This is a genomic window from Pseudomonas sp. PS02302 (assembly GCF_029959585.1).
In the GTDB taxonomy this organism is placed as follows: Bacteria; Pseudomonadota; Gammaproteobacteria; order Pseudomonadales; family Pseudomonadaceae; genus Chryseomonas; species Chryseomonas aestiva.
Map to the genome: position 1 here is coordinate 53565 of NZ_JASCON010000007.1, position 20279 is coordinate 73843.

General features: G+C 64.7%; 20 protein-coding genes and 1 pseudogene. 7 read left to right on the forward strand and 14 right to left on the reverse strand.

Going from position 1 to position 20279, the window contains the following annotated elements:
* Positions 1-115: 115 nt before the first annotated feature.
* The 3 genes from QMX82_RS04230 to QMX82_RS04240 all read right to left on the reverse strand — a co-directional run bounded on the left by QMX82_RS04230 (position 116) and on the right by QMX82_RS04240 (position 3462).
* Complete coding sequence (locus QMX82_RS04230; RefSeq protein WP_282281338.1) at positions 116-880, reverse strand: DeoR family transcriptional regulator; 765 nt, start codon at positions 878-880, stop codon at positions 116-118.
* A gap of 170 nt (positions 881-1050) precedes the next feature.
* Positions 1051-2559: a glycerol kinase GlpK gene (glpK, locus tag QMX82_RS04235; RefSeq protein WP_282281339.1), complete on the reverse strand. Its 1509-nt coding sequence runs from the start codon at positions 2557-2559 to the stop codon at positions 1051-1053.
* A gap of 30 nt (positions 2560-2589) precedes the next feature.
* Positions 2590-3462, reverse strand: coding sequence for an MIP/aquaporin family protein (locus QMX82_RS04240; protein ID WP_282281340.1), 873 nt, complete (start codon positions 3460-3462; stop codon positions 2590-2592).
* A gap of 296 nt (positions 3463-3758) precedes the next feature.
* Between QMX82_RS04240 and QMX82_RS04245 the strand changes: the two genes are divergently transcribed.
* On the forward strand, positions 3759-4541 hold the full coding sequence (locus tag QMX82_RS04245) for a PhzF family phenazine biosynthesis protein (protein WP_282281341.1): 783 nt from the start codon (positions 3759-3761) through the stop codon (positions 4539-4541).
* A gap of 45 nt (positions 4542-4586) precedes the next feature.
* Here QMX82_RS04245 and argF read toward each other — a convergent pair whose 3' ends face one another.
* Together argF and QMX82_RS04255 are read right to left on the reverse strand one after the other, a co-directional pair.
* On the reverse strand, positions 4587-5504 hold the full coding sequence (gene argF / locus QMX82_RS04250) for an ornithine carbamoyltransferase (protein ID WP_282281342.1): 918 nt from the start codon (positions 5502-5504) through the stop codon (positions 4587-4589).
* 191 nt (positions 5505-5695) lie between these two features.
* Complete coding sequence (locus tag QMX82_RS04255; RefSeq protein WP_282281343.1) at positions 5696-6100, reverse strand: DUF3597 domain-containing protein; 405 nt, start codon at positions 6098-6100, stop codon at positions 5696-5698.
* A 243-nt stretch (positions 6101-6343) separates the two neighbouring features.
* Here QMX82_RS04255 and grxD point away from each other — a divergent pair, with 243 nt between their 5' ends.
* Complete coding sequence (gene grxD / locus QMX82_RS04260; protein WP_017640308.1) at positions 6344-6670, forward strand: Grx4 family monothiol glutaredoxin; 327 nt, start codon at positions 6344-6346, stop codon at positions 6668-6670.
* A gap of 60 nt (positions 6671-6730) precedes the next feature.
* On the opposite strand, the gene bfr is transcribed toward grxD, so the two are convergent.
* The 4 genes from bfr to pyrC all read right to left on the reverse strand — a co-directional run bounded on the left by bfr (position 6731) and on the right by pyrC (position 9444).
* Entirely contained in the window at positions 6731-7210 is a 480-nt protein-coding gene (gene bfr, locus QMX82_RS04265; protein WP_208694757.1) for a bacterioferritin, read from the reverse strand.
* Between the two features lie 190 nt (positions 7211-7400).
* Complete coding sequence (locus QMX82_RS04270; protein ID WP_007162750.1) at positions 7401-7616, reverse strand: bacterioferritin-associated ferredoxin; 216 nt, start codon at positions 7614-7616, stop codon at positions 7401-7403.
* 110 nt (positions 7617-7726) lie between these two features.
* Positions 7727-8398: a ribonuclease T gene (gene rnt / locus QMX82_RS04275; protein WP_405046278.1), complete on the reverse strand. Its 672-nt coding sequence runs from the start codon at positions 8396-8398 to the stop codon at positions 7727-7729.
* A 2-nt stretch (positions 8399-8400) separates the two neighbouring features.
* Entirely contained in the window at positions 8401-9444 is a 1044-nt protein-coding gene (gene pyrC / locus QMX82_RS04280) for a dihydroorotase (RefSeq protein WP_282281344.1), read from the reverse strand.
* Between the two features lie 141 nt (positions 9445-9585).
* Between pyrC and QMX82_RS04285 the strand changes: the two genes are divergently transcribed.
* Positions 9586-10536: a flagellar protein MotY gene (locus QMX82_RS04285; protein ID WP_282281345.1), complete on the forward strand. Its 951-nt coding sequence runs from the start codon at positions 9586-9588 to the stop codon at positions 10534-10536.
* Positions 10537-10653: 117 nt separating this feature from the next.
* Positions 10654-11871: an argininosuccinate synthase gene (locus QMX82_RS04290; RefSeq protein WP_133859418.1), complete on the forward strand. Its 1218-nt coding sequence runs from the start codon at positions 10654-10656 to the stop codon at positions 11869-11871.
* Positions 11872-11921: 50 nt separating this feature from the next.
* On the opposite strand, the gene QMX82_RS04295 is transcribed toward QMX82_RS04290, so the two are convergent.
* From QMX82_RS04295 to QMX82_RS04315, 5 genes and pseudogenes are all read right to left on the reverse strand, one after another.
* Positions 11922-12104 carry a PA3496 family putative envelope integrity protein gene (locus tag QMX82_RS04295; protein ID WP_282281346.1) on the reverse strand — a complete coding sequence of 61 codons (183 nt, stop codon included), beginning with the start codon at positions 12102-12104 and terminating at the stop codon, positions 11922-11924.
* 141 nt (positions 12105-12245) lie between these two features.
* The gene (gene nth / locus QMX82_RS04300) at positions 12246-12884 is read right to left on the reverse strand and encodes an endonuclease III (RefSeq protein ID WP_133859417.1); all 639 of its coding nucleotides are present in this window, start codon (positions 12882-12884) and stop codon (positions 12246-12248) included.
* Positions 12881-13876 (reverse strand): annotated as a pseudogene (locus tag QMX82_RS04305) (RnfABCDGE type electron transport complex subunit B); the annotation flags it as partial. The pseudogene QMX82_RS04305 and the gene nth, both read right to left, overlap by 4 nt.
* Before the next feature lie 171 nt (positions 13877-14047).
* Entirely contained in the window at positions 14048-16087 is a 2040-nt protein-coding gene (gene metG / locus QMX82_RS04310) for a methionine--tRNA ligase (RefSeq protein ID WP_282281347.1), read from the reverse strand.
* Between the two features lie 98 nt (positions 16088-16185).
* Complete coding sequence (locus QMX82_RS04315) at positions 16186-17337, reverse strand: M14 family metallopeptidase (RefSeq protein ID WP_282281348.1); 1152 nt, start codon at positions 17335-17337, stop codon at positions 16186-16188.
* Positions 17338-17459: 122 nt separating this feature from the next.
* On the opposite strand from QMX82_RS04315, the gene apbC reads away from it, so the two are divergent.
* The 3 genes from apbC to QMX82_RS04330 all read left to right on the forward strand — a co-directional run bounded on the left by apbC (position 17460) and on the right by QMX82_RS04330 (position 20247).
* Positions 17460-18554 carry an iron-sulfur cluster carrier protein ApbC gene (gene apbC, locus QMX82_RS04320; RefSeq protein WP_282281349.1) on the forward strand — a complete coding sequence of 365 codons (1095 nt, stop codon included), beginning with the start codon at positions 17460-17462 and terminating at the stop codon, positions 18552-18554.
* 80 nt (positions 18555-18634) lie between these two features.
* Positions 18635-19201 (forward strand): dCTP deaminase, encoded by a 567-nt coding sequence (gene dcd, locus QMX82_RS04325; RefSeq protein ID WP_187978981.1) that lies wholly within the window; start codon positions 18635-18637, stop codon positions 19199-19201.
* Positions 19202-19317: 116 nt separating this feature from the next.
* Positions 19318-20247, forward strand: a complete 930-nt coding sequence (locus QMX82_RS04330) for a chemotaxis protein CheV (RefSeq protein ID WP_187978982.1) — start codon at positions 19318-19320, stop codon at positions 20245-20247.
* Positions 20248-20279: the final 32 nt, after the last annotated feature.

A 20279-nucleotide genomic window follows, 5' to 3' on the forward strand; every position in this document is an offset into this window, starting at 1 on the left:
ATAATAGCCCAGCAAAAACTCAGGTTCTAGCCAGGTCTGTGTCTTCAGACCGCTAAAACGAAAAAAAACGAATATAGAGAGAAGCTAGGCGACGAATGGTCGTCGCCCGGGGAGCTCAGCGCGGGCGCGCCACTTCCACCTTGACCTGCCATTCCTGCAGGCAACGGGCGAAGGCGGGTGACGGCTCGCGCTCGGTGAAGAGCTGGTCGATCTGCTCCAGGCTGCCCAGGCGGATCATGGCGTTGCGACCGAACTTGCTGGAATCGGCGGCAAGAAACACCTGGCGGGCGTTATGGATGATGGCCTGGGAGACGCAGACCTCCTGGTAGTCGAAGTCGAGCAGGGTGCCGTCTTCGTCGATGCCGCTGATGCCGACCAGGGCGTAGTCGACCTTGAACTGCTTGATGAAGTCGGCGGTCGCCTGGCCCACCACGCCGCCGTCGCTGCGCACCTTGCCGCTGGCGATCAGGACGTCGAAGTCGTCCTTGGCGCTGAGGATGTTGGCCACGTGCAGGTTGTTAGTGATGACCTTGAGGCTGCGATGCCCGAGCAGGGCATGGGCGATGGCCTCGGTGGTGGTGCCGATATTGATGAACAGCGAGGCGTGGTCGGGTACGGCGGCGGCCACGGCTTCGGCGATCACGCGCTTTTCCTCGCGCATCTGGCCGGCCCTCATGCTGTATTCGGTGTTCTCCACGCTGGAGTCATGGGCGGCCCCCCCGTGGTAGCGCCGCAGCAGGCCGGCCTCGGCAAGCTGGTTGATGTCGCGGCGGATCGTCTGCGGGGTGACGGAGAAATGCTGGGCCAGCTCTTCGATGCTGACGTAGCCGCGCTCACGGACCAGTTCGAGAATCTGCTGTTGGCGAGGCGCCAGGCTCATTGCGGCTTCCTTGAGGTGATCGAGTAAATTCACAGAGGATGCCGTAGGTCTTTCCGGGTGGAAAGCGCTTGTCGCGCAAAGCAAGACCGGCGTCGGAAGACGCCGGCCTCATGGGGGAGCCGTCCGGTAGGCCGCCGGGCAACCGCCGGCAGCCTCCGAAGCGGAGTCACTTAGTCCAGGGCCCAGCCGCGGGTACGCTCGACGGCCTTTTTCCAGCCCTTGTACAGGGTGTCTCTCTTGGTCGGGTCACAGGCCGGCTCGAAGACCCGTTCGATGGTGCTCTTGCTGCGCAACTCGTCCAGGCTGCTCCAGAAGCCGGTGGCAAGACCGGCCAGGTAGGCCGCGCCCAGGGCGGTGGTCTCCTTCATTACCGGCCGCTCGACCCGGGTGCCGAGCACGTCCGACTGGAACTGCATGAGGAAGTTGTTGGCGGTGGCGCCACCGTCCACCCGCAGGGACTTCAGGGCTTCGCCGGCATCCTGCTGCATGGCATCCAGCACATCGCGGGTCTGGAAGGCGATGGATTCCAGGGTGGCGCGGATAATGTGGTCCACCTTGACGCCACGGGTCAGGCCGAACAGCGCACCGCGGGCATAGGGATCCCAGTAGGGCGCGCCCAGGCCGGTGAAGGCCGGGACCAGGTAGACGCCGTTGCTGTCGGTCACCTTGGTGGCGAAGTACTCGGAGTCCAGGGAGTCGTTGATCACCTTGAGTTCGTCGCGCAGCCACTGGACGGTGGAGCCACCGTTGAAGATGGCGCCTTCCAGGGCGTAGTTGACCTCGCCGCGCGGACCGCAGGCGATGGTGGTCAGCAGGCCATGCTGGGACTGTACCGCCTTCTCGCCGGTGTTCATCAGCAGGAAGCAACCGGTGCCATAGGTGTTCTTGGCCTGGCCGGGTTCCACGCACATCTGGCCGAACAGCGCCGCCTGCTGGTCGCCGGCGATACCGGCGATGGGGATGCCGGTGGTCTGGCTGCTACCCAGGTGCGCGTGGCCATAGACCTCGGAGGAGGACTTCACTTCAGGCAGCATCTCGCGCGGGATGTCCAGCACCTCGAGCATGGTGGCGTCCCACTCGCGCTTGTGGATATCGAACAGCAGGGTGCGCGAGGCATTGGTGTAGTCGGTGACGTGGGCCTGACCCTGGGTCATCTTCCAGATCAGCCAGGTGTCGACGGTGCCGAACAGCAGCTCGCCGCGGCGGGCGCGCTCACGGCTGCCTTCGACATGGTCGAGGATCCACTTGATCTTGGTGCCCGAGAAGTAGGGGTCGATCACCAGGCCGGTGGTCTTGCGGATATGGTCTTCCATGCCGTCGCGCTTGAGCTGGTCGCAGATCGCGGTGCTCTGGCGGCTCTGCCAGACGATGGCGTTGTAGATGGGACGACCGGTGGTCTTGTCCCAGACGATGGCGGTTTCCCGCTGGTTGGTGATGCCGATGGCGGCGATCTGCTCGTTGCTGATGCTGGCCTGGGCCAGCGCCTCGACGAACACCGCGCTCTGGGTGGCCCAGATCTCCATGGGGTCGTGCTCGACCCAGCCGGCCTGCGGGTAGATCTGCGCGAATTCGCGCTGGGCGATGGTCACCACGTTGGCATTGCGGTCCAGCACGATGGCGCGCGAGCTGGTGGTGCCCTGGTCGAGCGCGACGATGTACTGCTTGTTATGGTCGGTCATGGTCTTGTTCCTTATTGTGATTCGCGGCGATCAGGACGCTTTGGAGGCGGAGGTCACTTCGGTGCGGGCACTGTCCTCGGCCTTGGCCGGGACATCGCAGGCACCCGAAGCCAGGCCGGGCAGATGGCGGCAGATCAGCGCCTTGTAACCGGCGGCGCCCAGGCAGGCACCGACGATGGGGCCGAAGATGGGCACCAGGAAGTAGGGGATGTCGCGGCCACCGGTGAAGGCGATCTCGCCCCAACCGGCAAAGAAGGTCATCAGCTTGGGTCCGAAATCGCGGGCCGGGTTCATGGCGAAGCCGGTCAGCGGGCCCATGGAGCCACCGATCACGGCGATCAGCAGGCCGATCAGCAGGGGCGCGAGCGGGCCACGGGGCAGACCGTTGCCGTCGTCGGTAAGGGCCATGATCATGGCCAGCAGGATGGCGGTGATGACGGCTTCGACCAGGAAGGCCTGGCCAACCGATAGGGACGGATGGGGATAGGTGGAGAAGACGCCGGCCAGCTCCAGGCTCGCCTGGCTGCCGCGAACCATGTGGTGGGCCTGTTCATAATCGAAAAACAGGCTGCTGTAGAGGCCGTAGACCAGCGCCGCGCCGCAGAAGGCGCCGGCCACCTGGGCCAGGATGTAGGCCGGGACCTTGCGCCTTTCGAAGCCACCGAACAGCCAGAGGGCGATGGTGACGGCCGGGCTGAGATGCGCGCCGGAGACACCGGCGGACAGGTAGACCGCCATGCTCACGCCGACGCCCCAGATGATACTGATTTCCCACAAGCCGAGGGTGGCACCGCCGACCTTCGCGGCCGCCACGCAACCGGTACCGAAAAAGATGAGGAGGGCTGTGCCGAGGAATTCGGCGATGCATTGACCGCGTAGCGTTGGAGCGAGAAGAGTACTCATGGAGGAGCCTCGTGGTTGTTGTATTTATAGGTGGCCGGTGAGCCATTTGTTCGCAACCGAAAATCTAATTTCAAATATGAAAACTGTCAAAGCTCCTGAGCGCAAAAACAGTGACGACGTTCGACAATTCATTGCCGATGCGACGCCGCCTGCTATTTTGGTCAAAGGATTGCTGGCGACAATCGGCCCGGCGGCAGGTCTCAAGGTGGAGTCGTCGCGGCCAGGGATCACCAGAGACCGAGTGCCCGCGCGACGTCGATGCTTGCCGTTTCTCTTCTTCTGCTCAGGTAGCGCGCATGCCCCTAGAATTTCATCAGGTCGATGCCTTCACCGATCAGCCCTTCCGTGGCAATCCCGCCGCGGTCTACCGCCTGGACAGCTGGCCCGCCGACGAGCTGCTGCAGCGGATCGCCACCGAGCACAATCTTTCGGAAACCGCCTTCGTGGTGTGGGAAGGGGACACCTGGCGCATCCGCTGGTTTACCCCGCGGACCGAGGTGCCCCTGTGCGGTCATGCCACCCTGGCTGCCGCGCACATCCTGTTCGAGGTCTATGGCGAAGCGGGTGACCGGCTGGAGTTCATCAGTCAGTCGGGCCTTCTGCGCGTGTTTCGCGAAGCCGATGGGCTGCTGGCGCTGGATTTCCCCGCGCTGGTACCCACGGAGCAGGGGGTGACTCCCGAGCTGGAGCGTGCGCTGCGGGTCTCGCCGGTGGATGCCCTGGCGGCGGACAAGCTGCTGGTACTGCTGGAGTCGGAGCAGGCGGTGCGTGACTGCAAGCCGGATATGGCAGCCATTGCCCGGCTTCCCTGGCAAGGCGTCATCGTGACCGCGCGAGGACAGGAGGTGGACTTCGTTTCGCGCTTCTTCGCCCCGGCGGTGGGTGTGGATGAGGATCCCGTCACCGGCTCGGCGCATTGCAGTCTGATTCCCTACTGGTCGCGACGGCTGGCCAAGCGGATGCTCACCGCCCAGCAGCTTTCGGCCCGGGGCGGACAGCTCAGGTGTCGACTGGACGGTGACCGGGTCAGTATCGCCGGGCGGGCGGTGACGGTGCTACGCGGACAGCTGTTGCTGTAGCGAAAAGCCCTCGATTGCCTGGCGCAGTCGAGGTCCCTGCCGGATTCAGGCGTGCAGCGGCGGCTTGATGAGGAATTCGAGCAGTGCCTTCTGCGCATGCAGGCGATTTTCGGCTTCGTCCCAGACCACTGCGCGCGGATCGTCCAGCAGGGTGTGGCTGATCTCTTCCCCGCGGTGGGCGGGCAGGCAGTGCATGAACAGCACGTCGGGCGCGGCGCCATCGAGCAGTTGGGCGGTGACCTGGTAGGGCTTGAAGGCCGCCAGGCGCAATCGGGTTTCCTCTTCCTGACCCATGGAGGTCCAGACGTCGGTACTGACCAGGTGGGCCTGGGCCATCGCCTCGCGTGGATCCCGGGTCAGCTGCACGCGGTCGCCGGCGCGTTCGAGAAAGCGTGGATTGGGCTCGAAGCCTTCCGGGCAGGCGATGCGCAGGCTGAAGTCGAGCTGCTCGGCCGCCTCGATGTAGCTGTTGCACATGTTGTTGCCATCGCCGATCCAGGCCACGGTCTTGCCGCGGATATCGCCCCGGTGTTCGAAGAAGGTCTGCATGTCGGCGAGCAGCTGGCAGGGGTGCAGGTCATCCGACAGGCCATTGATCACCGGTACCTGGGAGTGCGCGGCGAAGGTGGTGAGCATCTCGTGGGCATAGGTACGGATCATCACGCCGTCGAGCATGCTCGACATGACGCGGGCGCTGTCCGGGACAGGTTCGCCGCGACCGAGCTGGGTATCACGGGAAGAAAGGAAGATCGCCTGGCCGCCGAGCTGGATCATGCCGGCCTCGAAGGAGAGGCGGGTACGGGTCGAGGCCTTTTCGAAGATCATGCCCAGGACGCGATTGCGCAGGGGCTCGTGCAGCACGCCCCGGTTGCGCAGGGCCTTGAGCTCGATGCCGCGAGCGATGAGTTGCCGGAGTTCCGCGGGGGAACAGTCCATGAAAGAGAGAAAGTGGCGAACCGTCATTTCGTTACCCTAGCGTCCCGTCCCGGTAACGGCCGTCCATGGAGGGCGCGGCGAACCTGAGAGCATGCCGTTTCAAACGGCGGAAAGACCAAAGGCGAAATGGTATAAGTTCATGTCGCATTTTACCACCATCGCAGGCCAGGCCCTTCATGCAGGGCGGCTGGCCCGAAACGGATCAGCAGGCAGTAGCCTTACAGCAGGTCGGCGGGAACGTTGCCGCCATTGTCGGCCAGCTTCTGCAGGACGGCCTTGTGCAGCCACATGTTCATCTGGGCGGAATCACCCAGCTTGTCGGCCGGGCAATTCAGTTCCTTGGCCAGTTCCTGGCGGGCGGTCAGGCTGCTGTCCAGGTCGAGAAGCTTGAGCAGGTCGACGATGGAGGTCTTCCAGTTGAGTTGCTCACCTTTCTGGGCGGCCAGGCCGTCCAGCTTGGCGGCGACGTCCACCTGGCTGATGTGGCTGCCAGCACCTGCGGAGGCGGCGCTACCGGCGGGCGTGGTGGTCTCGGTGGCACCGGCAGTGGGCGCGGCGGCAGGGGTGTCCGCGTGGGCTTCACCGATGCCGAGCTTGGATAGGATGGTGCTGAACAGACTCATGGAGTTCTCCTGGGGTCTTGGATCAGGCGCACCGAGCGGCGCCTACCCTTAACCTGACCACGGCCGTGCCCGCAAAGTTTGCTTGGCGGCACGCAGGTCGTCGTCACAGCGGCGAACGGTGGTGCCGGAGCGTGGTCGATTTGCAGGTCGAGCCGCGCCTGTCATGGGCTGGACGTCGCGGAAATCCCGGCGTTCGACCGGCCTTTCCGTTACAATCGTCCCACCGTATTAGCGAGGTGCATCGTGGAAATCATCGATACCATCAAAGACCAGATTGCCAACAATCCCGTGCTGCTCTACATGAAGGGTTCGCCGAACGCGCCTCAGTGCGGCTTCTCTTCTCGCGCCGCTCAGGTGCTGATGGCCTGTGGCGAAAAATTCGCCTATGTCGACATCCTGCAGAATCCGGAAATTCGTGCCAACCTGCCCAAGTACGCCAACTGGCCGACCTTCCCCCAGCTGTGGGTCGGCGGTGAGCTGGTCGGCGGCAGCGACATCCTGGCCGAACTCTATGAGAAGGGCGAGTTGCAGACCCTGATCAAGCAAGCCGTGGAAACCAAGGACGCCTGAGTCCCTGGCCCATAAAAAAAGCCCGCAGCGTGCGGGCCTTTTTTTTGGGCGGCTGCCTGATCAATCGTCGTCGTCATGCATCTGCGACTGGATGTAGTTCTCGATCCCGACACTGGCGATCAGGCTCAGCTGGGTTTCCAGCCAGTCGATATGCTCTTCCTCGGATTCGAGGATGTTCTTGAGCATGTCGCGGCTCACGTAGTCCCGCACGCTTTCGCAGTAGGTGATGGCTTCACGCAGGTCGGCCACGGCGCTGATTTCCAGGCGCAGGTCGCACTGGATCATCTCCTGGGTGTTCTCGCCGATCATCAGCTTGCCCAGGTCCTGGAGATTGGGCAGGCCTTCCAGGAACAGGATGCGCTCGATCAGGCGATCGGCGTGCTTCATCTCGTCGATGGATTCCTTGTACTCGTGATGGCCGAGTTTGCGGATACCCCAGTCGTTGTACATCCGCGAGTGCAGGAAGTACTGGTTGATGGCCACCAGTTCATTGCCGAGGATCTTGTTCAAATGCTGGATGACGGTGATATCGCCTTTCATGGCCGGACCTGCAAATCGGGTGGGATTGCCGGCAGTCTGAGCGTGGGAGGGCTCTTTGTCAAAAGCTTAAGTTGTTGAAAAATCGACGAAAATCGAACGGTAATCGAAAGCTTTTCCATCCTTTCCGTAAGCGTTTGATTAGACAATAAAAAAGCCGGACCCAAGGTCCGGCTTTTCGTGCAACTGTCGCTCAGGCGCGCGGCACGTCCAGCGCGTAGGCGAGCTGCTGGGCACCATGCAGTTCGCCAAGGGTTTCCTTGACCACCTGCTTGGCGAGGCAGGCGCACTTGCCGCACTGGGTGGCGCAACCGGTGCTTTCCCGAACTTCGCGATAACTGCAGCAGCCCTCGTAGATGGCTTCACGAATCTGCTTGTCGGTCACGCCACGGCAAAGACACACGTACATGGATCGCCTGCTGTATGAGTGGAGGTGCCGCCAAAGCTAATGACAATGAGAATGATTGTCAAAGTTGTAGGCGGCAAAATCTCATTAACGGCAGGGCGGGCGACGGACGGTCAGTCGAGATCGACCCAGCCGCCCATCTCCCGCCAGCGATTGACGATGCCGCAGAACAGCTCGGCGGTCTTCTCGGTGTCGTAGCGGGCCGAGTGGGCTTCGCGGTTATCGAATTCGATACCGGCGGCCTGGCAGGCCTTGGCCAGCACCGTCTGACCGTAGGCCAGACCGGCCAGGGTGGCGGTATCGAAGCTGGAGAAGGGGTGGAAGGGATTGCGCTTCAGCCCGCAGCGCAGCACCGCGGCATTGAGGAAGCCCAGGTCGAAGCTGCTGTTGTGGCCGACCAGGATGGCTCTCTTGCAGCCGTTGGCCTTGAGCGACTTGCGCACGCCCTTGAAGATCTCGCTGAGCGCCTGCTCCTCGCCCACCGCCATGCGCAGCGGATGGTCGAGCTTGATGCCGGTGAACTCCAGCGCCGCCGGCTCGATATTGGCGCCGGCGAAGGGTTCGACGCGGAAGAAGTAGGTGTGGTCCGGGTAGAGCACCCCGTCCTCGTCCATGGCCACCGTGGTGGCGGCGATTTCCAGCAGGGCATCGGTGGCGGCATTGAAGCCACCGGTCTCGACATCCACCACCACCGGCAGGTAGCCGCGAAAGCGGCGCGCCATGGGGATACGCGAGTCGGACATCGGCTGGCTGGCGTCCAGTTCATCGCTGAAGGTCTCGTCCATGCTCATGCGCCCACCTCCAGACGCCAGCGCAGTGTCTCGCCGGCGCGCAGCGGAATCACCTCGTGGTCACCGAAGGGCAGGGAGGCGGGGGCCTGCCAGTCCTCGCGGACCAGGGTGACGGTCTCGGTATTGCGCGGCAGGCCGTAGAAATCGGCGCCGAAATGGCTGGCGAAACCTTCCAGGCGGTCGAGGGCATTGCGGCTCTCGAAGGCCTCGGCATAGAGCTCCAGGGCGCCATAGGCGGTGTAGCAGCCGGCGCAGCCGCAGGCCGCTTCCTTGGCGTGGCGGGCATGGGGTGCCGAATCGGTGCCAAGGAAGAACTTGGGATTGCCGCTGGTGGCGGCGTCCAGCAGGGCGCTCTGGTGGGTGTTGCGCTTGAGGATCGGCAGGCAATAGAAGTGCGGCCGGATCCCGCCCACCAGCATGTGGTTGCGGTTGTACAGCAGGTGGTGGACGGTGATGGTGGCACCGACGTTGGCCGGGGCCTCGCGGACGAAGGCAGCGGCATCACCGGTGGTGATGTGCTCGAACACCACCTTCAGCGTCGGGAAACGCTGGACGATACGCACCAGGTGCTCGTCGATGAATTTCTTCTCGCGGTCGAAGACATCCACCTCGGCATGGGTGACCTCGCCGTGCACCAGCAGCGGCAGGCCGATCTCGGCCATGGTTTCCAGCGTCGGGAAGAGGTTGTCCAGCGAGGTCACGCCGGAATCGGAATTGGTGGTGGCGCCGGCCGGATAGAGCTTGGCGGCGTGCACGAAGCCGCTGGCCTTGGCGCTGCGGACCTCTTCCGGGCTGGTGCGATCGGTGAGATAGAGCACCATCAGCGGTTCGAAGCGGCTGCCGGCCGGGCGCGCGGCCAGGATACGCGCGCGGTAGGCGGCGGCCTGCTCGGCATTGCGCACCGGTGGCACCAGGTTGGGCATGACGATGGCGCGACCGAATTCCCGGGCAGCGTCGGCGACGGTCTGCGGCAGGGCGGCGCCGTCGCGCAGGTGAATGTGCCAGTCATCGGGACGGGCAAGGGTGATCCGGTCGGTCATGCGGGATTCCAGGCTGCGGGAAAGTGGGGAAATGCTACCGGAAAAGGGGGTAGCCGGCATCCGTGCGGCGGGACCGTACTCAAGTTTTCCGCGCCTTCGACCGATAAGAAGCCCAGGTACTTTTACTTTCCGGAGTCCGACGTGCGCTCGCGTTACCTCTTCCTGTCCTCTCTGCTGCTTGCCGTGCCGGCCTGGGGGATGACCTTCCAGAGCCGGCTCGAAAGCGTGGAATGGAAGGTCGAGGGCGATGTCTTCGCCTGTCGCCTGCTGCAGCCCATTCCCCGCTTCGGCAGCGGTGGCTTCCTGCGCCGCGCGGGCGAGTCCACGGTGTTCGAGCTACGGCCCAATGGCCAGTGGCTGCCGGCGGGCAGTGCCAGTCTGAAAGCGGCGGCGGTGCCCTGGAAGCCGGGGCTGGGCGATATCAGCCTCGGCTCGGTCAAGGTCGTCGAGGGCGAGCAGGCGCTGGCCACCAGCGCGCAGCAGGCGCAGCGGCTGCTGGCGGGGTTGATGGAAGGGCGCATGCCCCAGGTCAGTCGCGCGGGTGCCCTGGACGACCGGGTCGAGGTCCGGCTGCTGCCGGTGCGCTTCGAACCGGCCTACCAGCAGTTCCAGGCCTGTACCCAGAAACTGCTGGCAGTCAACTTCGAGCAGATCCGCCATTCCCAGGTCAATTTTCCGGGCGGCGGGGATGCCCTGGACGATCTGGCCAAGGCCAAGCTCGATCTCATCGACGAGTACCTGAACGCCGATCCGACGGTCAATCACGTCATCGTCTCGGGCTACAGCGACAACCAGGGTACGCGCCTGGACAATCGCCAGGAGTCCCGGCTGCGCGCCATCGCGGTGATGGAGTACCTCAAGAGCAAGGGCTTCGCCGCGGAGCAGATCGAATTGCGCTTCTTTGGCGAGCAGTACCCCGTGGCGCCCAACAGCAGCAAGGCCAATCGCGCGCTCAATCGCCGGGTGACCCTGGTGTTCTCGCGGGTGTCGCCGAGCGCCGAGCCCCCGGCTGCGCCGACCTCCAGCACCGCGGCCAATCCGGCCGAGCCGCCGGCGCCCACCCCGGCACCGCCGGCCAAGCCCAAGGGCTGATCCGCCCCGACCGCATGTCGCCCAGACATCAGAGTGCGTCGCGCCCCTGTAAAAGCAGCGAGGCGACCAGTAGAATTGGCGCTTTCCGACTCAACGCAACACACGGGAGCGAACGGCATGGCGGATGTGAAGAAGGTAGTCCTGGCGTATTCCGGCGGCCTGGACACCTCGGTGATCCTCAAGTGGCTGCAGGATACCTATAACTGCGAAGTGGTGACCTTCACCGCTGACCTCGGCCAGGGCGAGGAAGTCGAACCGGCGCGCGCCAAGGCCAAGGCCATGGGCGTCAAGGAAATCTACATCGACGACCTGCGCGAAGAGTTCGTCCGTGACTTCGTCTACCCGATGTTCCGTGCCAACACCGTCTACGAAGGCGAGTACCTGCTGGGTACCTCCATTGCCCGTCCGCTGATCGCCAAGCGCCTGATCGAGATCGCCAACGAGACCGGCGCCGACGCCATCTCCCACGGCGCCACTGGCAAGGGCAACGACCAGGTGCGTTTCGAGCTGGGCGCCTATGCGCTCAAGCCAGGCGTCAAGGTGATCGCGCCCTGGCGCGAGTGGGACCTGCTGTCCCGCGAGAAGCTGATGGACTACGCCGAAAAGCACCAGATCCCGATCGAGCGCCACGGCAAGAAGAAGTCGCCGTACTCCATGGATGCCAACCTGCTGCACATCTCCTACGAGGGCGGCGTGCTGGAAGACACCTGGACCGAGCACGAAGAAGACATGTGGCGCTGGACCAAGTCCCCGGAAGCCGCGCCGGACACCCCGACCTACCTCGAGCTGACCTACCGCAACGGTGACATCGTCGCCATCGACGGCCAGGAGCTGAGCCCGGCCACCGTGCTGGCCGAACTGAACCGCATCGGCGGCGAGAACGGCATCGGTCGCCTGGACATCGTCGAGAACCGCTACGTCGGCATGAAGTCCCGTGGCTGCTACGAGACGCCCGGCGGCACCATCATGCTCAAGGCCCACCGCGCCATCGAGTCCATCACCCTCGACCGCGAGGTGGCTCACCTCAAGGACGAGCTGATGCCCAAGTACGCCAGCCTGATCTACACCGGCTACTGGTGGAGCCCCGAGCGGCTGATGCTGCAGAAGATGATCGACGCCTCCCAGGCCAGCGTGAACGGCGTGGTACGCCTGAAGCTGTACAAGGGCAACGTCATCGTCGTCGGCCGCAAGTCCGACGAGTCGCTGTTCGATGCCAACATCGCCACCTTCGAAGAAGACGGCGGCGCCTACAACCAGGCCGATGCGGCGGGCTTCATCAAGCTCAACGCCCTGCGCATGCGCATCGCCGCGGGCAAGGGTCGCACCCTGCTGTAAGGGTGGCGGCGCAACGCAAAACCCCAGCCTAGGCTGGGGTTTTTCATGGGCTACAGATCGAAGTCGTACTCTGAGATCTGCCGCTTCAGGCGACGCTCTTCGAGCATGTCGTCGATCAGGCGCCGCTTGGTCAGATTGGTCTTGCTGATGACGATGGGCTCGACGGTTTCGGGCGGCTCGCCATCGGTCTCGAAATCCTCGTCTACATCGATGTCGCTTTTGTCTTCGGCCATGGGTAACTCCGGCAAGGCTGGACAGGGTCACACGCCAGTCATCGACGGGGCTGCGGACCTTTTCGCGCACCTTATAGCGACAAAGCAGGGGCCGGTAAAAAAGATTTTTTCAATCGTCAAAGGGCTTTGGTGCGCCCTTTTTCAATCGTCAGAGGTTTTTGCCTTGTATTCGCAGAGATCCTCGATGCGGCAGCTGCCGCAGCGGGGCTTGCGCGCCTGGCAGACATAGCGGCCATGCAGGATCAGCCAGTGGTGGGCATCCAGCAGGAAATCCTTTGGCACCACCTTGAGCAACTTGAGCTCGACCTCCACCACGTTCTTGCCTGGCGCCAGGTTGGTTCTGTTGCTGACGCGGAAGATATGGGTGTCCACCGCCATGGCGAGCTGGCGGAAGGCGGTGTTGAGCACCACGTTGGCGGTCTTGCGGCCCACGCCAGGCAGGGCCTCCAGTTCCTCGCGGGTCTCGGGCACCGCGCCGCCATGGCGCTCCAGCAATAGCCGACAGGTTTCGATGACGTTCTTGGCCTTGCTGTTGTAGAGCCCGATGGTCTTGATGTACTCCGACAATCCCGCCACGCCCAGGTCCAGGATGGCCTGGGGGGTGTTGGCCACCGGATAGAGGCGGGCGGTGGCCTTGTTGACGCTGACGTCGGTGGCCTGGGCCGAGAGGATCACCGCGATCAGCAGCTCGAACGGCGAGGCGTAGGCCAGTTCCGTCCTGGGATCGGGGTTGTCCTCGTGCAGCCGGCGAAAGATCTCCAGGCGTTTGGCGGCGTTCATCGGGCGGTTCGCTCTTCCAGGGCCGTGAGGTGATGAGCCGCCTGCTGAGCGGCGCTGCGCAGGGTTTCCAGCTGGGCACTCTGCTCGGATGTGGGCTCGGTACCAAAGGCCCGCTCGGCCTTGGTCAGCTGGGCCCGTGTCAGGGTGGCAGCGATTCGCGCCTGCTTGAGGGCGACGAGGTCGGCGGCCGGCTGTGCCAGGGCTGGCGCACCGGCGCTGGATGGTCCCTGCGGCGCCTTGTCCAGCGCCGTCTGCGCCTGCTCGGCGACCTCGCTCAGTTGTCGCACCTGAGCCTCCAGGGCGGGCGTGCCGTACTGGGCCAGTTGCCGTTCGGCCTTCTGCAGGGCGACCCGGGCCATGGCGGCGGCGATCTTCAGGGGTTTGCGCGCGGATTCCGCGGAGGTCGGCGGCGCTGCCACCGTGGTGGCTGCCGGGGACGGCTGACGGCGTTGGCGCTCGGCCTCCAGCCGCTCGCGATCGCGCTGCAGGCGCGCCTGGCGGGCATCGAAGCGGCGTCGATAGTACTGCGCACGCTGACGCTCTGCCGTGCGGTCAACCGGTGCCGGGACCGCCACCAGATCGATGCAGTCCACCGGGCAGGGCGCCAGGCACAGCTCGCAACCGCTGCATTCGCTCTCGATCACCGTGTGCATCAGCTTGGCCGCGCCGAGAATGGCGTCGGTGGGGCAGGCCTGGATGCACTTGGTACAGCCGATGCACTCGGCCTCGCGGATCACCGCGCGCTGGTTGGGCGTCACCGGATAGGGCGAATCCAGGGGCAGCGGCGGGCGCTGGAGCAGGGTCGAGAGTTCGAGGATGGTGGCCGCGCCACCGGGCGGGCATTTGTTGTGCGCTTCACCTGCGGCGATGCCCGCCGCATAGGGCTGGCAACCGGGGTGGCCGCACTTGCCGCACTGGGTCTGCGGCAGCAGGGCGTCGATGGCGTTAATGAGGGTGGCGTGAGCGTTCATGATTAGGGTCGGGGCTGGGGGAAGAACGGCGCCCTGAGAGCCTGCTCAAAGTCGGCTGCGCGTCGGCCAAACTGCGTTGAAAATGGCTTCGGAATGCTCATTTACGCTTTGTAAACTCCGCTTCCTCAGCCATGTTCGCCTTGTTTGTCGCTAGCTCGCTCGCCTTTGAGCAGGCTCTCGGCGCCGTCGCTGTCACATCACCCGCTGGCCGGGCTTGGCGCCGCTGTCGGGACTGAGCAGGTGGATCTCGGTACCGCCGGGGCCGGCGGCCAGCACCATGCCTTCGGAGACGCCGAACTTCATCTTGCGTGGCGCCAGGTTGGCGACGTACAGGGTCAGGCGGCCTTCGAGCTGGCTCGGCTCCGGGTAGGCGCTCTTGATGCCGGAGAAGACGTTGCGCTTGGCATCGCCGATGTCCAGGGTCAGGCGCAGCAACTTGTCGGCGCCTTCGACGAATTCGGCCTTCTCGATCAGGGCGATGCGCAGATCGACCTTGGAGAAGGTATCGAAGTCGATGGTCTCGGCCAGCGGGGCCTTGCTCAGTTCGCCATTGCCGGCGGGCTGGGCTGTGGCCTGGGCGGCCAGGTCTTCCTTGGAGGCGTCGATCATGGTCTGCACCTTGGCGGGTTCGATGCGGGTGAGCAGGGGCTGGAAGGCATTGAGCTGGTGGTTGGCCAGGCGCGTGTCGAGGTCGGCCCAGGTCAGGGGGGCGACTTTGAGGAAGCGCTCGGCGTCGGCGGTCAGGTTGGGCAGTACCGGCTTGAGCAGGATCGCCAGCTGACGGAACAATTCGATGCCCTGGGCGCAGATGGCCTGGACCTCGTCGGCCTTGCCGTCCTGCTTGGCCAGACTCCAGGGCGCCCGGTCGGCGATCCAGGCGTTGGCGCGGTCGGCCAGGGCCATGATCTCGCGCATGGCACGGCCGAAGTCACGGGTCTCGTAGGCCTCGGCAATGCTCGGCGCGGCGGCGCGGAAGGCGGCTTCCAGTTCGGGCGCGGCCTGGGCGTCCACTAGCAGGCCGGCATTACCCTTGTGGATGAAGCCGGCGCAACGGCTGGCGATGTTGACCACCTTGCCCACCAGGTCGGAATTGACCTTCTGCACGAAGTCCTCGAGGTTCAGGTCGATGTCTTCGACATGGCGCGAGAGCTTGGCGGCGAAGTAGTAGCGCAGGTATTCGGGATTCAGATGATCCAGGTAGGTGCGCGCCTTGATGAAGGTGCCGCGGGACTTGGACATCTTCTGGCCGTCGACGGTGAGGAAGCCGTGGACGCTCAGCGCGGTCGGCTTGCGGTAGCCGGCACCTTCGAGCATGGCCGGCCAGAACAGCGCATGGAAGTTGACGATGTCCTTGCCGATGAAGTGGTACAGCTCGGCGGTGCTGTCCTTGTTCCAGTAGGCGTCGAAGTCCAGGTCGTCGCGACGATCGCAGAGATTCTTGAAGCTGGCCATGTAGCCGATAGGGGCGTCCAGCCAGACATAGAAGTACTTGCCCGGGGCGTCGGGGATCTCGAAGCCGAAGTAGGGCGCATCGCGGGAGATGTCCCATTCCTGCAGCCCGGCGTCCAGCCATTCGGCGATCTTGTTGGCCACCGATTCCTGCAGAGCGCCGCTGCGGGTCCAGCCCTTGAGCATCTCGGCGAAGTCGGGAAGCTTGAAGAAGAAGTGCTCGGATTCGCGCAGCACCGGGGTCGCACCGGAGATGGCCGACTTGGGATCCTTCAGCTCGGTGGGCGCGTAGGTGGCGCCGCACTTCTCGCAGTTGTCGCCGTATTGGTCGGCGCTGCCGCACTTGGGGCAGGTGCCCTTGATGAAGCGGTCGGCCAGGAACATCTGCTTGTCCGGGTCGAAGTACTGGGTGACCGGACGGGTGGCGATGTGGCCGTTCTCGCGCAGCTTCAGGTAGATGGCGCGCGACAGCTCGCGATTCTCTTCCGCGTGGGTGGAGTGGAAGTTGTCGAAGGCCACGCCGAAGTCGGCGAAGTCGGCGCTGTGCTCGCGCTTGACGTTGTCGATCAGCTGCTCGGGCGTGATGCCCTCGCGCTCGGCGCGCAGCATGATCGCCGAGCCGTGGGCGTCGTCGGCGCAGACATAGATGCACTGGTTGCCGCGCAGCCGCTGGAAGCGGGCCCAGATGTCGGTCTGGATGTACTCGACCATGTGGCCGAGGTGGATGGAGCCGTTGGCGTAGGGCAGGGCGCTGGTGACGAGAATCTTGCGGGGCTCGGTCATGGTCTTGGCTGGATCGCGGCGCTGATAAGGTGACCGACCATCATAGCGAAATGGCCGGTCGGTTTCATCCGTGGGGATGGGCGGGGACTGGAGCTGGCCTAGAGATCGGCCAGTTGCCAGTAAAGAGCGCTGACCATGGCCGCACCCAGGGCGGCGCTGCGGGCACCGTTCCAGCCGACGTCCGGGCGGGGATCGTTGGCGTTGTCCTTGAATGGCAGCTCCAGGGTCAGGGCCAGGCAGCCATGGGTATAGCCGACGTACTTGGTGGCGAGCTTGAGGGTCTCGCTGCCGAAATGACCGCGGGGATAGCCGTACTGGGTCTGGAAATCCGGGCTGGCGCGCTGGAACCGCTGCAGGAAGGCCAGCTGCTCGGCTTCCTCGCGCTCGCCGAAGGTGGGCAGACCGTTGCAGCCGTCGACGAAGACATAGGGCAGGGCCTCGTCGCCGTGGATGTCGAGAAACAGGTCGCAGCCGCTCGCGGCGATGGCACGGCGTACCGCCAGCACCTCGGGACTGCGCCCCTCGTCCGGCTCCAGCCATTCCCGGTTGAGGTTGGCACCGGCCGCGTTGGTTCTCAGGTTGCCCAGAGCCGAGCCGTCGGGATTCATGTTGGGCACCACGTGCAGTACCGCGTGCTCCAGCAGCTTGGCACCGACCGGGTCGCCCTGGTGCTCGCCCAGGCCGAGCAGGCGGCGCAGCAGGCCTTCGACGAACCACTCGGCCATGGGCTCGCCGGGGTGCTGGCGGGCGATGATCCAGATGTTCTTCTTGCCGGCGCCCGGCGTGCCGATGCGCAGCAGGTCCAGCGAACGTCCCAGCAGCGAACGGCCGACGGTTTCCAGACGGACGGCGGGATGGCGTTGCGCCTCGCCCATGAAGGCCAGGTGACGACTCTCCGGATAGGGTTCGAAATAGGCGAAGAACAGGCTGTCGTGTTCCGGGGTGACGGTCCAGCTCAGGGTCTTGCCGTCGTAGCGGGTGGGAATGCGGAACCACTCCTGGCCGCAATAGCTGGCGACCACGCCATAGTCGCGCCAGCCCTCTGGGTAGGCGCACTCGCCGGCGTTGTCGAAGCTCAGCTGGCAGGGCAGGCCCCGGGCGCCTTCGAGGCGGAAATGGAACCACTGGGTGAAGGGCGAGGCGGTGTCCGGGCGGATGCGCAGGCGGATGTCCGCGTGATCGGCCAGGGACAGCACCTCGACGGCGCCGCTGTCGAAGGTGGAACTGATGTGCAGGGAAGAGGCGTTCACGCAGGGCTCCACGGGCGAGGGGAAAGCCGGGAGTGTAGCGCCGCGTGGATAGGCTTTAGCAAGGACAGTGGGTAGCATAGGCCGCAGCTTGTCTTTCCTATCCGCTGTTTCCGGGAGTCTGCATGACCGCTCCGACTCGCGAGGCCATCGAGGCCGCGCTGCGCCAGTATCACGATCCCTATCTCGAACAGGACCTGCTCAGCGCCGGCGCCCTGCGCGACCTCGCGCTGGACGGTGGCCGGGTGCGCGCCCGCTTCGAACTGGGCTATGCCGCCGGACTGTTCAAGGGTGGCCTGGCCCAGGTGCTCAAGACCGCGCTGGAGAATGTGCCCGGGGTCGAGACCGCCGAGATCCAGGTCGATTGCATCATCGCGCCTCACGCGGCGCAGCCGCAGCTGGAGGCCATGGGCAACGTCAAGAACATCATCGCCGTGGCCTCGGGCAAGGGCGGGGTGGGCAAGTCCACCACCGCCGCCAACCTGGCCCTGGCGCTGGCTCGCGAAGGCGCCCGGGTCGGCGTGCTGGACGCGGACATCTATGGCCCCAGCCAGGGCATCATGTTCGGTTTCGCCGAGGGCACCCGTCCCGAGGTGCGCGACGAGAAGTGGTTCATCCCGCTGCAGGCCCATGGTGTCGAGGTCATGTCCATGGCCTTCCTGACCAATGACAAGACCCCGGTGGCCTGGCGTGGCCCGATGGTCTCCGGCGCCCTGATCCAGCTGATCACCCAGACCGCCTGGAACGACCTCGACTACCTGGTGATCGACATGCCGCCCGGTACTGGCGATATCCAGCTGACCCTGGCGCAGAAGGTGCCGGTGGCCGGCGCGGTGATCGTCACCACGCCCCAGGACCTGGCCCTGCTGGACGCCAGGAAGGGTGTGGAGATGTTCCAGAAGGTCAACATCCCGGTGCTCGGGGTGGTGGAGAACATGGCGGTGCACATCTGCTCCAACTGCGGCCACGTCGAGCACCTGTTCGGCGAAGGCGGCGGCAGCAAGCTGGCCGAGCAGTACGGCGTGGATCTCCTGGCTTCCTTGCCGCTCGCCATGGCCATCCGCGAGCAGGCCGACGCCGGACGTCCCACCGCCATCGCCGATCCCGACAGCCAGATCGCGCTGATCTACCAGGAACTGGCGCGCAAGGTCGGCGCCCGCATCGCCCAGGGCGGCCAGGGCGGCGGCGGCATGCCGACCATCACCGTCAGCGACGACTGATTTCGTCCGTTCGCCTTTGAGACCGCGCCGCTATCCAATACAATGCGCGGTCAATTTTTCGCCCCGGAGCTAGACCTGCCATGAGCATCAAATCGGACAAGTGGATTCGCCGCATGGCCCAGGAGCACGGCATGATCGAGCCCTTCGTCGAGCGCCAGATGCGCGGTGCGGACGACAGCCGGGTGATCTCCTACGGGGTGTCCAGTTACGGCTACGATGTGCGCTGCGCCAACGAATTCAAGGTGTTCACCAACATCCATTCGGCGGTGGTGGACCCGAAGAACTTCGACGACAAGAGCTTCGTCGACGTGGTCAGCGACGTCTGCATCATTCCGCCGAACTCCTTCGCCCTGGCCCGCACCGTGGAATACTTCCGTATCCCGCGCGACGTCCTGACCATCTGCCTGGGCAAGAGCACCTATGCCCGTTGCGGCATCATCGTCAACGTCACCCCGCTGGAGCCCGAGTGGGAAGGCCACGTGACCCTGGAGTTTTCCAACACCACGACCCTGCCGGCCAAGATCTACGCCAACGAGGGCGTGGCCCAGATGCTGTTCCTGCAGTCCGACGAGGCCTGCGAGGTCTCCTACAGGGATCGCGGTGGCAAGTACCAGGGCCAGCGTGGCGTGACCCTGCCACGCGCCTGATCCGCAGCTGTTCCAGCGAAGCCGCCTGTTGGGCGGCTTCGCTGTTTCCGGGCCTCAAGAATCGACCGCTGCCGCCGATAGCCTGTGACCTGACTTATCTTTGGAGTGGACTTTCCATGGCCGGCATTCTCGACACCGTCGATCAACGCACCCAGCTGGTTGGCGAGAATCGTCTGGAAATTCTCATGTTCCAGCTGTCCAGCCGACAGATGTTCGCCATTAACGTGTTCAAGGTGCAGGAAGTCCTCAAGCTGCCGCGCCTGACCCAGATGCCCAAGCGCCATCCGATGATCTGTGGCGTGGTCCACCTGCGTGGCCAGACCCTGCCGGTGATCGACCTGGCCGCCGCCATCGGCATGCGACCCATCACGCCCAACGAGAACAGCACCATCATCGTCACCGAGTACAACCGCTCGGTGCAGGCCTTCCTGGTCGGCAGCGTCGATCGCATCATCAACCTCAACTGGGACAGCATCCAGGCCCCGCCCGGTGGCGCCGGACGCCAGCACTATCTGACCGCCATCACCCGCATCGAAGACCGCCTGGTGGAGGTGATCGACGTGGAAAAGGTGCTGGCCGAGATCGCCCCCTACAACGTCAAGGTTTCCCAGGAACGCCTGGACGATCCGCTGCTGGCCAAGGCTCGCGGTCGCGAGGTGCTGCTGGTGGACGACTCCAGCACCGCCATCGGCCAGCTGCGCGACACCCTGGTGCAACTGGATCTGAAATTCCACGTTGCCACCGATGGCCTGCAGGCCCTGCGCAAGCTCAAGGCCTGGGCCGATGATGGCGTGGTGCTGACCGAAAAGCTGCTGATGGTGCTGACCGATGCCGAGATGCCGGAAATGGACGGCTATCGCCTGACCACCGAGATCCGCCAGGATCCGCGGCTCGCGGACCTCTATGTGGTGCTGCACACCTCGCTGTCGGGCAGCTTCAACGAAGCCATGGTGAAGAAGGTCGGCTGCAACGCCTTCCTCTCCAAGTTCCAGCCCGATCAGCTGGTCGAGGAAGTCCGCCGCCGCCTGGTGCTGGCCGAGGGCTGACCTCGCGGTTTCGCCGCTCCGGCGCCTCCCTT